This is a genomic window from Burkholderia sp. JKS000303, assembly GCF_002563755.1.
Taxonomy (GTDB): domain Bacteria; phylum Pseudomonadota; class Gammaproteobacteria; order Burkholderiales; family Burkholderiaceae; genus Burkholderia; species Burkholderia anthina_B.
In genome coordinates this window covers 3,838,684-3,852,839 of record NZ_PDBZ01000001.1, presented here as the reverse complement: position 1 = coordinate 3,852,839, position 14,156 = coordinate 3,838,684, and the positions used below count along the sequence as shown (strand labels likewise).

Here is a 14,156-nt window from a genome sequence, read left to right as displayed (position 1 = left end):
CGGGCGGCTTCGTTCCTACCATCGAACGACACCACCACGAGATACGGCGATGGACGACACGACCCGCACGCTCTTCGAATACGAGCAGATCCGACAGTTGAAGTACCGGTATTTCCGCGCGATCGACACGCACGACTGGTCGCTGCTCGAACAATGCGTGACCGAGGACTGCGAAGTGCGGCTGCAAGGCGGCCGCTATGCATACGACGGCCGCGACGCGTTCGTGTCGAGCCTGCGCGCGCTGATCGGCAAGCCGACCTTCCTGACGATGCATCACGGCCATCACCCGGAGCTCACGCTGGTGTCCGCCGATCACGCGTGCGGCGTGTGGTTTCTCGAGGATCACGCGATCAATCTCGAGGACAACTACCTGGTGCACGGCACCGCGTTCTACGACGACCAGTACGTGAAGCGCGACGGTGTGTGGCGCATTCACGCGACGCGCCACGAGCGGCTGTTCGAAACCGTCACGTCGCCGATTCCGCCGTCGTTCACGCTGACCGCGAACCGCTTCGCACCCGGTGCGCGCGACGCGGCCGCTTCAACGGCTTCGGCCGAATCGGCCGATTCCACCCTCAACGCTTCCTGAAACCCGGCGGCAGCGCCGCCGATCCCGTCATTCCCTCTGGAGCCGGAGCAATGGAGAAAGTCATTTACGTGTTGTGGCGCGATGCGCAGGTCGCGCCCGATCAGTGGAGCCGCAGCGTGCGCGCGCAACTCGCGGACAAGCTGTTGTCGCTCGGCGCGCACGGCGTGCAGGCGAACGTCGCCGATGCCGACGTCGCGCCGGCCGCCGCGCTGAAGCAGACCAATACGCACCCGGGCATCGACGGCATCGTCGCGGTGTGGCTCGACAGCGCGAACCCGATGTTCCGCCAGCCATTCGACGACGCGGTACGTGCGGTCGTCCCGCACATGGCCGCGTATCTCGTCACCGAATCGCAACCGATTCCGAACACGCGCTTTCCCGCGCGGCCGGGCGAGCGCACGAGCGGCTTCTCGCAGCTCGCCTTTCTGAAGCGCCCGCCGCGGCTCACGCACGAAGCGTGGCTCGACGTGTGGCACGGTCATCACACGCGCGTCGCGATCGACACGCAGGACAATTTCCTGTACGTGCAGAACGTGGTCGTGCGTGCGCTCACGCATGCGGCGCCCGGCTACGATGCGATCGTAGAGGAATGCTTTCCGGCTGCGGCGATGACCGACCCGCACGCGTTCTTCGATGCGGTCGGCGACGAGGAGAAATTCCAGCGCAACGTGGCGGAGATGATGGACAGCTGCGGACGCTTCATCGATTTCGACAAGATCGACGTGGTGCCGACGAGCCAGTATGTCGTGAAGGCGGTGCGGGGGTAAAAGGCGTCCGTCACCGACGCCGGCAGCCATGCCGGCGTTTCTTTGTCGACGTGGTCAGTCGCGTGGCGCCCGGCAAATCGTGCGCAAAACCCCTGGCTCGATCACGGCTCGCCAGCGCTCGTCGTTACGACGGCATGCGCATGAGGCATACGCGCAGGCGCTTGACCCCGTCCGGGTTGCCAACACAATCGACGGGGCGAATATCGTCGAGTGCCGGGACACGCGAGTTGATCCATTTCCGGGCAGACTCCGGACCGGCAACCCAGTAGATCGTACAAGCAAGATCGAGTTGCCCGTCGAGATCCCTGGCGAGGCGCTGAACTTCCGGTAAATCCTGGTATTTCGCGAAGAGAGCCGAGAACGCGTTCCAGCTATCGTCTCCCGCGTAGTACTGTTCGAGCCGATGCAAGTCTGCACCCTCCTGACGAAACCGGATGGACGCCGGCCGGATGTCGCGCCGACGGTATCGAGATTCCATCATAGTCGTTCTCACCGGCCCTATCCCCCGCTTGCGGGTGCGTCACCGGTGTTCCAGTACGGGCGCGGACGAAAAAAAACACCCCTCTGCGAGGGGTGTTGCGAAGGAACCAACCTATCCAACCCTGGCTATGTACCCATAGTCTGCGGAGTCACGCAACGGGTTGGCTTTTTTTGCTTCGGGTCCGACGACGCTCAGAACTGGTTCATCGTGTTGTCCTTGCCCGCCGCCTTCAGCGCTGCTTCGCCGCTGAAGTATTCCTTGTGGTCGTCGCCGATATCCGAGCCGGACATGTTCTGGTGCTTGACGCACGCGATGCCCTGACGGATTTCCTTGCGCTGCACGCCGGCCACGTAGCCGAGCATGCCCTGGTCGCCGAAGTATTCCTTGGCCAGGTTGTCGGTCGACAGCGCAGCCGTGTGGTACGTCGGCAGCGTGATCAGGTGGTGGAAGATGCCTGCTTCACGCGCTGCATCGGCCTGGAACGTGCGGATCTTCTCGTCGGCGATCCTGGCCAGTTCGGTTTCGTCGTATTCCACGCTCATCAGGCGCGCACGGTCGTACGCCGACACGTCCTTGCCTTCGGCCTTCAGCGCATCGTAAGCCTGCTGACGGAAGTTCAGCGTCCAGTTGAACGACGGGCTGTTGTTGTACACCAGCTTCGCGTTCGGGATCACCTTGCGGATCTCGTTGACCATGCCGCCGATCTGCGCGATGTGCGGTTTTTCGGTTTCGATCCACAGCAGGTCGGCGCCGTTCTGCAGCGACGTGATGCAATCCAGCACGCAACGCGCTTCACCCGTGCCCGAGCGGAACTGGAACAGGTTGCTCGCCAGGCGCTTCGGACGCAGCAGCTTGCCGTCGCGCTTGATGACGACGTCACCGTTGCCCAGTTGGTCGGCCGACAGTTCTTCGCAGTCGAGGAACGCGTTGTACTGGTCGCCCAGGTCGCCCGGCGTGCTGGTCACGGCGATCTGCTTGGTCAGGCCGGCGCCGAGCGAGTCGGTACGGGCGACGATGATGCCGTCGTCCACGCCCAGTTCGAGGAACGCGTAGCGGATCGCGCGGATCTTCGCGAGGAAGTCCTCGTGCGGCACCGTGACCTTGCCGTCCTGGTGGCCGCACTGCTTCTCGTCCGACACCTGGTTCTCGATCTGGATGCAGCATGCGCCTGCTTCGATGAACTGCTTGGCCAGCAGGTACGTCGCTTCCGCGTTGCCGAAGCCGGCGTCGATGTCGGCGATGATCGGCACGACGTGCGTCACGTGGTTGTCGATCTTTTCCTGGATCGCGGCCTTGGCAGCGGCATCCTTGGCGGCATCCAGCTCGCGGAACAGGCCGCCCAGTTCACGGGCGTCGGCCTGGCGCAGGAACGTGTACAGCTCGCGGATCAGCGCGCTGACCGAGGTCTTTTCGTGCATCGACTGGTCCGGCAGCGGGCCGAACTCCGAGCGCAGCGCAGCGACCATCCAGCCCGACAGGTACAGGTAGCGGCGGTCGGTGCTGTTGAAGTGCTTCTTGATGGAGATCATCTTCTGCTGGCCGATGAAACCGTGCCAGCAACCCAGCGACTGCGTGTACTTGGCCGGGTCGGCATCGTACGCAGCCATGTCGGCGCGCATGATCTTCGCGGTGTACCTGGCGATGTCCAGGCCCGTCTTGAACTTGTTCTGGGCGCGCATGCGGGCAGCGGATTCCGGATTGATGGCATTCCACGCGCTGCCTTGCTTCTCCTTCAAACCAGCCACTGCCTTGATGTCGTCTTGATATTGGGACATGTCTATCTCCTGGGAACGAAGCGCATTTGAGTAAAGGGTTCAGCTTGCCCGCCCCGTGTGACGAAGCGAACTGCATGGACTCAATAGTAACGCCGCCCGGCGCGCCGTCCACCAACTCTTATATAAGACATAAGATATAAATTTCGCTTGTTTTTCAATGAGATAAGAACGACATTTTGCGATGCAAAACAGGTTTTCAAGCGGCGGGAAGGCCGCGCGGCGGGAATTCGACGCGCATTTCGCGATATGAAACGATCTTTCGGCAGTTGGTGGGAGGACACGTATCGCGATCCATGCTTGCGGCTTTTGCCATCGACATGACAAAACGTCTATACTTGGACAATCCATCGACGGCGCAACACGATGCGCCGTCCCCGCGTACCGCAATGCGCACCCTCCTGCCCGCAACGACATGAGCGACTCCCCCGTTTTCGATGCCCTGTGCGACCTGCTGAATACGTCCGACGCGCGGTTCCGCGTGCTGGCGCATCCGGCCGAAGGCAAATCCGACGTGATCGCCGCGATTCGCGGCACACGCCCCGAACAGGGCGCGAAGGCGATGCTCTGCACGTTCAAGGACGGCGGCGACGCCACCGCGCTCGCCGTGATCCCCGGCCATCTGAAGATTGATTTCCGGAAAGTCGCCGACGCGCTCGGCCGTCGCAAGGCGACGCTGGCGCCGCCCGAACTCGCGGCCACCGTCACGCGCTGCGTGATGGGCGCGGTGCCGCCGTTCGTGTTCGACGCGAACGTGACGCTCGTCGTCGATCCCGCGCTGATCGAGCGCAACGACGAGATTGCATTCAACGCGGGCCGCCTCGACCGCTCCATCGTGCTCGACGCGTCCGACTACGTGCGCATCGCGCGCCCGCTGCTGGCCGACATCACGCGCCCGGAAACCGCCGACGCGCCCACGCTCCAGGCCAGCGCATGACCACGCCCCGCACCACACCGCAGTCGGAACAGGCGTCCCTGATCGAACAGGTGCAGCGCATCGCCGAAGGGCTCGGCGCGATGTTCGCGCCGTTCACCGAGGTGGTCGTGCACGACCTGCGCACGCCCGAGCACGCGATTCTCGCGATCCACAACAACCTGTCCGGCCGCGCGGTCGGCGATCCGGCGACCGAGCTCGGCCTGGCGCGCATCGCCGACGACGACTTCCCGCAGGTGCTCGCGAACTACGCGAACCGTTTCGCCGACGGCCGCACCGCGAAGAGCACGTCGATCGGGATCAAGGATTCGCGCGGCCGCTACGTCGCTGCGCTGTGCCTGAACGCCGACGTCACGCTGTTCCGCGGTTTCCAGGGAATGCTGAACCAGTTCTGCAGCACGGAAGGCGAACCGGTCGCCGAAACGCTCGACCCGGCCGGCGCGGACGCGATCCGGCAGCGCATCGACGCGTTCGCGACGCGCCTCGCGACCACGCCGCGCGAACTGAAGACCGACCAGCGCCGCGAGCTGATGCAGGCGCTGAAGACCGACGGTTTCCTCGAGGTGCGCCGCGCGATGGAAATCGTGTCGCAGCATCTCGGCGTCTCGCGCGCCACCGTCTACAACGATGCGAAATGACGCGATGCGCATGCGCGCCCCGCTTACCTGTTGACCGACCCTTCCGACGAGCGACTCATGACCACTCCGACCCTCCCCACCTACGACGACGTCGCGGCCGCCGCGACGCGGCTCGAAGGCCACGCGCACCGCACGCCCGTGATGACGTCGCGCACGATCGACGAAGCGCTCGGCGCGCAGGTGTTCTTCAAGTGCGAGAACCTGCAGCGCATGGGTGCGTTCAAGTTCCGCGGCGCGTTCAACGCGCTGTCGCGCTTCGACGCGACGCAGCGCCGCAACGGCGTCGTCGCGTTCTCGTCGGGCAACCATGCGCAGGCGATTGCGCTGTCGGCGCGCATGCTCGGCATTCCGGCGACGATCGTGATGCCGCAGGACGCGCCGGCGGCGAAGATGGCCGCCACGCGCGGCTACGGCGGCAACGTCGTGACCTACGATCGCTACACCGAGGACCGCGAGCAGATCGGCCGCGAACTCGCGGAGCGGCACGGGCTCACGCTGATCCCGCCCTACGACCACGCGGACGTCATCGCGGGCCAGGGCACGGCGGCGAAGGAACTGTTCGACGAGGTCGGGCCGCTCGATGCGGTGTTCACGCCGCTCGGCGGCGGCGGCCTGCTGTCGGGCACGGCGCTCGCGACGCGCGCGCTGTCGCCGCACGCGAAGCTGTACGGCGTCGAGCCGGAAGCCGGCAACGACGGCCAGCAGTCGTTCCGCGCCGGGTCGATCGTGCATATCGACACGCCGCGCACGATCGCCGACGGCGCGCAGACGCAGCATCTCGGCAACCTGACGTTCCCGATCCTGCGGCGCGACGTCGACGACATCCTGACCGCGACCGATGCGGAACTGGTCGACTGCATGCGCTTTTTCGCGACCCGTATGAAGATTGTCGTGGAGCCGACCGGCTGCCTGTCGTTCGCGGCCGCACGCCGGATGAAGGACGAACTGCAAGGCAAACGCGTGGGCATCGTGATCAGCGGCGGCAACGTCGATCTCGAGACATTCTGCGCGCTGGTATCCGCAGCCGCATGACGGCCGCGGCGCACGGATGACGCCATGAAGCATCCGTCATCCGTGCGCCGCCGCTCCTTCACGTCGCGTTAAGTTTCGCGACCTAGACTCATTGCGTGGTCCCGCAGTCAGTCGTGAAGAAGGAGTCACCATGAACACGCACGCGATCGTCGCTGCCGCCCTTGCGGCCGCATCCCTCTCGGCGTTCGCTCAACCGGGCGTTACGTCATCCGGTTTTCCCGCTGTCCCGCCGCGCGACGACGTCGCGCAGCCCGTCCACCGTGCACCCGCCGCGCTGCCGCGCGCCGGCTTCGTGCTCGCGAAGATCGATCAGAACAATACGCCGCCCGACCGCGGCAGCGATCCATCCGGCCGCACGCACGCCGGCTCGCATATGTAATGCCGCACGAGCCGGCCGCATCGGGCGGCCGGCCCGCGTCACGCCATCACAACGACGGCAGCGACGGATCGCGGGCCGCGAGGATGTCGTCGGTGCGCCGCTGCAGCGCGTCGTCGATCGTCTCCGGCTGCGGAATCAGCCAGTAGCGCCCGTCGCGAATGCCGTCGAACACCCGCGCCGCAAACGCGTCGGGCGTGATCCCGTGCGCGTTCAGCATTGAGCGCATCGTATCGACGAAACCCTGCACTTCCGGCCGGTCGTGCGCGGCGCCGAACGGGTCGTTGAAGATGCCGGTCTGCACCGGCCCCGGCGCGAGCAGCGACACGCCGACCGGCGCGCCGAGCATCTTCAGCTCGCCGTACAGCGATTCGGTCAGCGCGACCACCGCGAACTTCGTCGCCGAGTACGGCGACATCAGCGGGCTCGGCAGGAAGCCGCCCACCGACGCGGTATTCACGATGCGCGCCGGCACGTTGCGCGCCAGCATCCGCGGCACGAAGCTGCGGATTCCGTTCATCACGCCGTGCACGTTGATCGCGAAGCTGCGCTCGAACCGTTCCGGCGTGATTTCCCAACTGAAGCCGGTCGCCATCACGCCCGCGTTGTTGAACAGCAGGTCGACGCCGCCGAAGCGCCGCCACGCGGCGTCGGCCAGCGCGTCGACGGCTTGCGGCCGGCTGACGTCGGTCGGCACGCACAGCACGTCGGTGTCGAGCGTCGCGGCAAAGGCGTCGAGCTTCTCCGGATCGAGGTCGGCCAGCACGACACGCATGCCGAGCGCGGCCGCGTGACGCGCGAGCCCGCTGCCGATGCCGCTGGCCGCGCCGGTGATCACGGCGGTGCCGCCGTCGAAGCGAATCGAATGCGTCATGTCAGAGTCCTGTCGGGTCGATGTGGGGATGGGCATACGCGGGAATCGCGGGCGGGGGCAACGGCGTGCGGCCGTCGAGCGAACGCACCGCGAGCCCCTGCGACAGCGGGAAATGCAGGCTGTGCGTGACGAGGCCCGTGCGTTCGCGCGCCGGCAGGCTGCACAGCGCCAGCGCGGTTTCCGCGAGATACGCGACGTCCTCGGTCGGATAGCCTTCGGGGATATAGCGCGCCGCGCCCGGCGTGCGGATCGCGGTGCTCGGCGCGACCAGGTTCACCGCGATGCCGTCGGCTTCGAGCTCGGCCGCGAGCCCCTGCGTGAAGCGCGACAGCGCGGCCTTGACCGCCGCATAGACGGTCGCGCCGCCCACGCGCGAGAAATCGTCGAACGGCCGCAGCGGCGGGAGCGCCGTGACCGACCCGACGTTGACGATCCAGCCGGCGCCGCGTGCGCGCATCAGCGGAATCGCGGCCTGGGCCAGCGCGAACGGGATGCGCAGATAGTGTTCGATCGTCGTGTCGAACATCGCCATCGGCATCGCGTCGACGCACGCGTAGTCGGCCACGCCCGCGTTGTTCACGAGGATGTCGAGGCCGCCGGCTGCCTGGGCCGCGCGCGCGACGAGCGCGTCGCGCTCGGCGGCGTTCGACAGGTCGGCGGCCAGCGCGATCGCGCGGCCGCCCGCCTGTTCGATCAGCGCAATCGTTTCGGCGAGCGTGCCGGCGGTCGTTGCGGATTGCGTGAGGCTGCGCGCCGTCACGACGACGGTCGCGCCTTCGGATGCGAGGCGCTGCGCGATCGCGCGGCCGATGCCGCGGCTCGCGCCCGTCACGAGTGCGCATTTGCCCGCGAGTCGGGCGGTTCTGGTGTCGGTCATGGTGTCTCCGGTGAAGGGGGATTCGGCGCGAGGCGTCCGGTTTCAGCCCGCGATATCCGCAACGTGCAGCACGAACTTGGTTTTCGCGTCGCCCGTTTGAACGAGGTCGAGCGCCCGCGCGGCCTGTTCGAGCGGAAAACGGTCGAAGCGCGGCACGCGCAACGCGCGCCGGCCGAGCCGTTCGGCGATCAGGCCGAGCGTCGCGCCGCTCGGCATCCGGCTGTAGGTCATCGCGGTGCGCAGGCCGCGCTGGCCGGCCTCGGCCGCCGTCGCGGCGAGCCGTTCCGCATCGCCGGCCGCGAGCGTCATGATGTTGACGAGCGTGCCGCCCGGCGCGAGCAGGTCGAGCGCGGCGGGCAGCGTGTCGCCACCGACCGCGTCGAGCACGAGGTCGACGCCGCCCGGCGCCCACGCCCGCACGGCCGCGGCGATGTCCTCGGCGCGATAGTCGATGCTCAACGCCGCGCCGAGCGATTCGACCGTCTCGCGATTGCGCGCCGAGCACGTCGCCGCGACGCGCGCGCCGGCCTGGGCGGCAAGCTGGATCGCGAACGTGCCGACCGCGCCCGCGCCGCCATGCACGAGCACCGTCTGCCCGGCGCGCAGCCCGCCGTCGTCGAACAGGCCGGCCCACGCGGCCAGCGCGGGCGTCGGCGTGGCGGCCGCTTCCGCGAAGCCGACCGTGTCGGGCAGGCGCACGACCGAGTCGTGGCGCACCGCGACGTATTCCGCATAGGCACCCCAGCGCCCGGCGCCGACGTCGGTCTGCGCGAACACGCGCATCCCGGGGGCGAAGCCTTCGACGCCGTCGCCGACCGCCTCGACCACGCCGGCGGCATCGAAGCCGATCACGAACGGGAACGCGATCTGCATGAACGCGCCGAGATAGCCTTCGCGGCATTTCCAGTCGGCGGGATTGACGCCCGCGTACGCGACGCGGATCAGCACGTCGCCGGGGCCCGGCGTCGGTGCGGGAACGTCGGCCAGCCGCAACGCGTCGGAATGGCCGACGCGGTCGATCAGCAAGGCTCGCATGGTGGTGTCTCCTCTATTGATATGTCGTATGGATCGGGATCGGCCGCCGCGTCACGCCGCCGTGTCGGCCAGCAAGCTCGACGCGAGCGGACAGAACGCGTGCGAGATCGCATCGACGGTCCAGTCGGGGCTTTCCGCGTCGAACCGGCGATCGACCCAGCCCCAGTGGTATGGATGCAGCAGGTATTCGCAGAGCAGGTCGTCGACGCGCGCGAATTCCTGTTGCCACACGTGCGTCCACGCGCCCGGCGTTGCGATCCGGCTCAGCCGCCAGTTGCGAATGCCGGGCATGAACGCGGGCATGCGCAGCAGTTCGCGTTCGAGCGCGGCAACCTGCGTGGCGTCGGCCTGCGGCCGCACGCGCAGCATCAGCGTGCGCCACACGCCGTCGCGCAGCGCCGGTGCGCGCAGGCCGCCGCCGATCGCCTGGCACACGGCGCCGTCGACCCGCACGACACCCGGCAGCCCGGCCAGTGCGGTGAAATCCGTCGCGTGACCGGTTGCGCGTTCGTCGCGCAGCACGTCGAGCGTGTAGTCGCCCGCGCCCCAGCATCCGTCGAGATTGCGCTCGAGCGTCACGCGGGTGGCGCCGGGCAGCGCGCGCGCCGCATCGCTCAGCGCACGTTCGGTTGCGCCGGCATCGGCGGTCGCCGACACGAATACCTGGGCCGTGTCATGCCGCATGGTCGACCTCCGTCAGCGTGGGCAGCATCGCCAACGGTGCGTCGGCGTCCGTCATCACATGGCGGCGGCGGGCGTCGCACAGCGCATCGACGGCCATCCAGAATCCGACCACGTCGACATCGGTCAGCGCGCGCATCCGGTAGTACGCGGGCGCATCGGCAACCTGCCAGGTCAGCCACAGCGTGCTCGGCTGCCCCGGCACCGCGACGGGCGGCGACACCCAGCGGCCGGCCGCCGTCAGCCCACGCGCCGCGTGGCCTGGCAAATAGCGGTCGCGCAGCAGTGCAAGCACGTCGGGAATGCGCTCGGGCGCGAGCGTGATTTCGTCTACGATCTGGATCATTCGCGTGTCGTCTCGGGAAGTTCGTGGCGGGATGCGATGCCGGCCGCCTACGCCGTTCCGGCGAGGCCGGAAGCGGCCGGCGTGGATAGCATTCTTGCGTGGCGACGTTGGATGAACCCCTACCGGGCCGATCACCGGCCCCTATCGTCGCGATCAGAACGGGAGACACATGAAACAGCGCGCATTGCCGGCAAGCGGCCGCGTGCTGCCGGGCCTCGGCGCACGCCTGCTCGACGAACTGACGCGCAGCGGCGCGCCGTCGGCGCAACCGCACGCGATGCCGGCCGTCGCGATTGGCGCGACGACACCCGGCGGCTTCGTCGCGCTGTATCGCGACGCGATCGAACGGCTCGAGGCGCAGGTCGCGCGCGGCAACGGTCATCCGCCGATGCGCAAGCAGGAAGTCGACCTGATGTGCCGATGCCTGCTCAGCTGCGCGACGCTCGCCGATGCGATCCGCTGCGCGGCCGAGTTCTGCGAGATGCTGACGCCGCGTGCCGGCGTGCTGTCGCTCGCGGTGCGCGACGGCCGCGCGACGTTCCGGATGGATTCGCTGCGTCGCACCCGCAGCCCGGCCGCGTGTCTCGTCGACCTGACCGGCCTGTTCTGCTACCTGCAGCTGTTCGGCTGGCTCACCGGGCAGCCGCTGCGGCCGGACGAAGTGTGGCTCGGCCATCCGCGCCGCGACGATGCGATGCCGCTGCTCGGGCTGTTCAATGCGCCGGTCGACGTCGGTCGCAAAACCTACGGCTTCGCGTTCGACGCAGCACGGCTCGATGCGCGCGTGATCCGGCAGCCGGGCGAGCTCGACGCGTTTCTCGTCGACTTTCCGTTTCGTCTGATCGATGCTGCACCGGCCGTCGTGTCATGGGCGCAGCAGGTGCGCGGCTTTCTCGACGCGGCCCTCGCGCGCGAGCAGGCGCTGCCGGCGCTCGCGGAGCTGGCGGCATGGCTCGGCGTCAGCGACGCCACGTTACGACGGCGGCTGGCGGCCGAAGGCAGCGGCTACCACGTGTTGCGCGAGCAATGCCTGGCTGAGGTCGCGCGACGCTGCCTGCGCGAGTCGGACTGGCCGATCACGCGGATTGCGGCGCATCTCGGTTTCGGCGGCGAGGAAGCGTTCCGGCGTGCATTCGTGCGGTGGACGGGTATGGCGCCGAGCCGGTTCCGGCGCACTTGCACGGCCGCCGGCATGCCGTTTCATCAGACGTGAAGCCCGCTTCGAACGCTCGTAAAGCAAGAATTTCGAAAGAATCCGGCGGAGAGTGACGTTTTTTCGCATCCCGTTCGCACCGGCAATTGACGCGCCGGAGCGCTCGCCATTACGCTTGCGCGCTGATGGTTCCCGGAGACGGGATCAAAAGGGAACGCAGGAGAGGCAGCGCCTCGAATCTGCGGCTGCCCCCGCAACTGTAAGCGGCGAATCCGCGCTACCGCATGCCACTGGGAAACCGGGAAGGCCGGCGCGAATCACGACCCGCGAGCCAGGAGACCTGCCATCGACCCGAGGTCCAAGCAGCCGCACCGGGCGGGGTGTCCCGATGCGCCAGGCACCGCCTTTGGCGGTCGCCCGTTGCATGGACGGCCCGACCTCAGGACCCATCCGATGTCCCATCTTTCCGAAGCCGCTTCCACGCCGGAAGCGTCGCGCCGACATGCCGCCGGCATGCGCGGCGTGTCCGCGCACGTCTGCCGCGCCGCCCTGCGCGACGACCAGCCACGCTGTCCGGTCGCGCGATAAACCCACAAGAACGAACGCGGTATTCACCGCGCCCCGCTGATGCTCGCCGTACGCAACACCCTCACGCTCGCTGCCTTATGAACCTTCGCCACCTCCTTGCCACGTCCGCCGCCACGGCGCTGCTCTCCCCGATCGCCCACGCCGCCGGCGACACGGCGATCACGCAGCCGCCGCAGGCCACGGACGGCGCCGACCTGCCGACGATCACCGTGACCGACACGCGGCACCTGCCCGAGTCGTTCGACCAGCGCTACGCGTCGACGCAGGTGCTCACGCGCACCGACCTCGACCGGCTGTCGCCGAGCGATCCGAGCATCACGCAGGCGCTCGCGACGCTGCCCGGCGTCACCGTCTCGCAGAACGGCGGCCCGGGCTCGTCCGCGTCGGTCAGCATCCGCGGCTCGTCGGCCAGCCAGGTCGCGGTGTTCATCGACGGGATCCGGATCGGCTCGCCGACCACCGGCATCGCGCCGTGGGCGGACCTGCCGACCGAAGCGTTCGAGCGTGTCGAAGTGATTTCGGGGCCGGCGGCGGCGTCGTTCGGCGCGAACGCGATGGGGGGCGTCGTGCAGCTGTTCACGCGCCGTGCCGCCAACCAGCCGAACCAGACCACCGTGTCGGTCGGCGGCGGCTCGAACAAGACGTTCGACACGCAGTTGCGCACGTCGGGCACCGTGCCGTCGACCGGCCCGCTCGCCGCGCTCGGCGGCCTCACCTACTCGCTCGGGCTGCACGACTACAACACGGCCGGCATCGACGCGACGCGGCCCGTGTTGCCGTACCACGAGGACGGCCGCAATCCGTATCACGCGCAGGACCTCGATGCGCGCCTCGGCTACGCGCGCGACAACTGGTCGATCTCGACGTTCGCGCTGTATCACCGCTCCGATCTGTCCTATGACAACGCCGGTTATGCGAACCGCCAGCTCGATCATCAACTGACGACCGGCCTCGCGTTCCATCTCGACATCACGCCCGATACGCAGTTCGACCAGTCGTTCGGTTATGCGAACGACCGCCAGTTCCTGTATGCGAGCGATCCGGCCATCCCGACCGACCAGATCAACTCGCAGCGCATCAGTTCGTCGACGTCGCTCACCCATCAGGAACACGGGTTCCGCCTGTTCGGCCTGCCGCTGTCGGGCGAAACGAAGCTCGCGTACGACTTCACGCGCGAACAGGCGTTCCTGCCGGTCGACGTTCCGGACGGCGTGCCGACGCGCAACGATTCCGCGTTCTCGCTGCATCAGTCGGCGACGCTCGGCAGCGTGACGATGTTCGTCGCGGGCCGTCATGAAATCATCGCCGGCCAAGCGGTGAACACCGGCAACGCGGCGCTGTCGTGGGCGATCACGCCGGTGTACACGGCGCGTGTGTCGTACGGCAACGCGTTCCGCCTGCCGAGCTTCAACGACCTGTACTACCCCGGCTACGGCAATCCGGACCTGCGTCCGGAGCGCAGCGATTCGATCGAAGCCGCGCTCGACGCGAACACGTCGTACGGCACGTTCACGGCCGCGATCTACGACACGCGGGTGAGCAACCTGATCGCGTACAACCCCGCGACGTTCTCGCCGATGAACATCGGCCGCGCGCATATCCGCGGGATCGACCTGTCGTACAAGGGGACGATTGGCCGCTACACGCCGGTCAGCGTCGCGATCGGGCTGCTGGATCCGCAGGACGAGACCAACGACAGCTGGCTCAACCGCCGGCCGCGCCAGACGGTCAGCGTGAACGTCGATCACACGTGGGACGAGCTGCACCTGCACGCGCTGAGCACCGGCGCGTCGCTGAACTACGGCGGCACGACGTTCGACGACCCGGCGAACACGACCTACCTGCCGTCGTACCTGACGGTAAACCTGCGCGCGTCGTACAAGATCAACGCGCACCTGACGGTGTCGGCGACGCTGTCGAACCTGTTCGACCGCCAGTACATGACCGCGTACGGCTACAACACGCTCGGCCGCACCGCGTTCGGCAAGGTCAGCTACACGTTCTGACGCCCGG

The 14,156-nt window shown here is 67.7% G+C and carries 15 protein-coding genes and 1 riboswitch; of the genes, 8 read left to right on the top strand and 7 right to left on the bottom strand.

Annotation, left to right across the window (positions count from 1 at the left end; translation table 11 throughout):
• Nucleotides 1-49: 49 nt before the first annotated feature.
• A complete protein-coding gene (locus tag BX604_RS18235) occupies nt 50-589 on the top strand; it encodes a nuclear transport factor 2 family protein (protein WP_098552017.1) in 540 nt (179 codons plus the stop codon).
• 50 nt (nt 590-639) lie between these two features.
• Entirely contained in the window at nt 640-1,356 is a 717-nt protein-coding gene (locus BX604_RS18230) for an EthD domain-containing protein (protein ID WP_098552016.1), read from the top strand.
• A 124-nt stretch (nt 1,357-1,480) separates the two neighbouring features.
• Here the strand turns inward: BX604_RS18230 and BX604_RS18225 are convergent, their stop codons facing one another.
• Nucleotides 1,481-1,765 (bottom strand): antitoxin Xre/MbcA/ParS toxin-binding domain-containing protein, encoded by a 285-nt coding sequence (locus tag BX604_RS18225; RefSeq protein WP_098552015.1) that lies wholly within the window; start codon nt 1,763-1,765, stop codon nt 1,481-1,483.
• 263 nt (nt 1,766-2,028) lie between these two features.
• Complete coding sequence (locus tag BX604_RS18220) at nt 2,029-3,612, bottom strand: isocitrate lyase (RefSeq protein WP_098552014.1); 1,584 nt, start codon at nt 3,610-3,612, stop codon at nt 2,029-2,031.
• 412 nt (nt 3,613-4,024) lie between these two features.
• Between BX604_RS18220 and BX604_RS18215 the strand changes: the two genes are divergently transcribed.
• From BX604_RS18215 to BX604_RS18200, 4 genes are all read left to right on the top strand, one after another.
• Entirely contained in the window at nt 4,025-4,546 is a 522-nt protein-coding gene (locus BX604_RS18215; protein ID WP_098552013.1) for a YbaK/prolyl-tRNA synthetase associated domain-containing protein, read from the top strand.
• Nucleotides 4,543-5,181 (top strand): helix-turn-helix transcriptional regulator, encoded by a 639-nt coding sequence (locus BX604_RS18210; protein ID WP_098552012.1) that lies wholly within the window; start codon nt 4,543-4,545, stop codon nt 5,179-5,181. The genes BX604_RS18215 and BX604_RS18210 overlap by 4 nt, the downstream gene beginning before the upstream one ends.
• A 57-nt stretch (nt 5,182-5,238) precedes the next feature.
• Nucleotides 5,239-6,213 carry a threo-3-hydroxy-L-aspartate ammonia-lyase gene (locus BX604_RS18205; protein ID WP_098552011.1) on the top strand — a complete coding sequence of 325 codons (975 nt, stop codon included), beginning with the start codon at nt 5,239-5,241 and terminating at the stop codon, nt 6,211-6,213.
• Nucleotides 6,214-6,343: 130 nt separating this feature from the next.
• Nucleotides 6,344-6,592, top strand: a complete 249-nt coding sequence (locus tag BX604_RS18200; protein WP_098552010.1) for a hypothetical protein — start codon at nt 6,344-6,346, stop codon at nt 6,590-6,592.
• A 46-nt stretch (nt 6,593-6,638) separates the two neighbouring features.
• Here BX604_RS18200 and BX604_RS18195 read toward each other — a convergent pair whose 3' ends face one another.
• The 5 genes from BX604_RS18195 to BX604_RS18175 are packed head-to-tail and all read right to left on the bottom strand — an operon-like array spanning nt 6,639 to nt 10,402.
• On the bottom strand, nt 6,639-7,463 hold the full coding sequence (locus tag BX604_RS18195; protein ID WP_098552009.1) for an SDR family NAD(P)-dependent oxidoreductase: 825 nt from the start codon (nt 7,461-7,463) through the stop codon (nt 6,639-6,641).
• Between the two features lies 1 nt (nt 7,464).
• Nucleotides 7,465-8,340: an SDR family NAD(P)-dependent oxidoreductase gene (locus BX604_RS18190; protein WP_098552008.1), complete on the bottom strand. Its 876-nt coding sequence runs from the start codon at nt 8,338-8,340 to the stop codon at nt 7,465-7,467.
• A gap of 42 nt (nt 8,341-8,382) precedes the next feature.
• Nucleotides 8,383-9,375 (bottom strand): NADP-dependent oxidoreductase, encoded by a 993-nt coding sequence (locus BX604_RS18185; RefSeq protein WP_098552007.1) that lies wholly within the window; start codon nt 9,373-9,375, stop codon nt 8,383-8,385.
• Nucleotides 9,376-9,426: 51 nt separating this feature from the next.
• Nucleotides 9,427-10,059, bottom strand: a complete 633-nt coding sequence (locus BX604_RS18180; protein WP_098552006.1) for a Dabb family protein — start codon at nt 10,057-10,059, stop codon at nt 9,427-9,429.
• Nucleotides 10,049-10,402: a hypothetical protein gene (locus BX604_RS18175; protein WP_098552005.1), complete on the bottom strand. Its 354-nt coding sequence runs from the start codon at nt 10,400-10,402 to the stop codon at nt 10,049-10,051. The genes BX604_RS18180 and BX604_RS18175 overlap by 11 nt, the downstream gene beginning before the upstream one ends.
• A gap of 169 nt (nt 10,403-10,571) precedes the next feature.
• On the opposite strand from BX604_RS18175, the gene BX604_RS18170 reads away from it, so the two are divergent.
• Together BX604_RS18170 and BX604_RS18165 are read left to right on the top strand one after the other, a co-directional pair.
• Nucleotides 10,572-11,615 (top strand): helix-turn-helix transcriptional regulator, encoded by a 1,044-nt coding sequence (locus BX604_RS18170; protein ID WP_098552004.1) that lies wholly within the window; start codon nt 10,572-10,574, stop codon nt 11,613-11,615.
• Nucleotides 11,616-11,724: 109 nt separating this feature from the next.
• Nucleotides 11,725-11,917: riboswitch (cobalamin riboswitch) on the top strand.
• A gap of 303 nt (nt 11,918-12,220) precedes the next feature.
• Complete coding sequence (locus tag BX604_RS18165) at nt 12,221-14,149, top strand: TonB-dependent receptor domain-containing protein (protein ID WP_098552003.1); 1,929 nt, start codon at nt 12,221-12,223, stop codon at nt 14,147-14,149.
• Nucleotides 14,150-14,156: the final 7 nt, after the last annotated feature.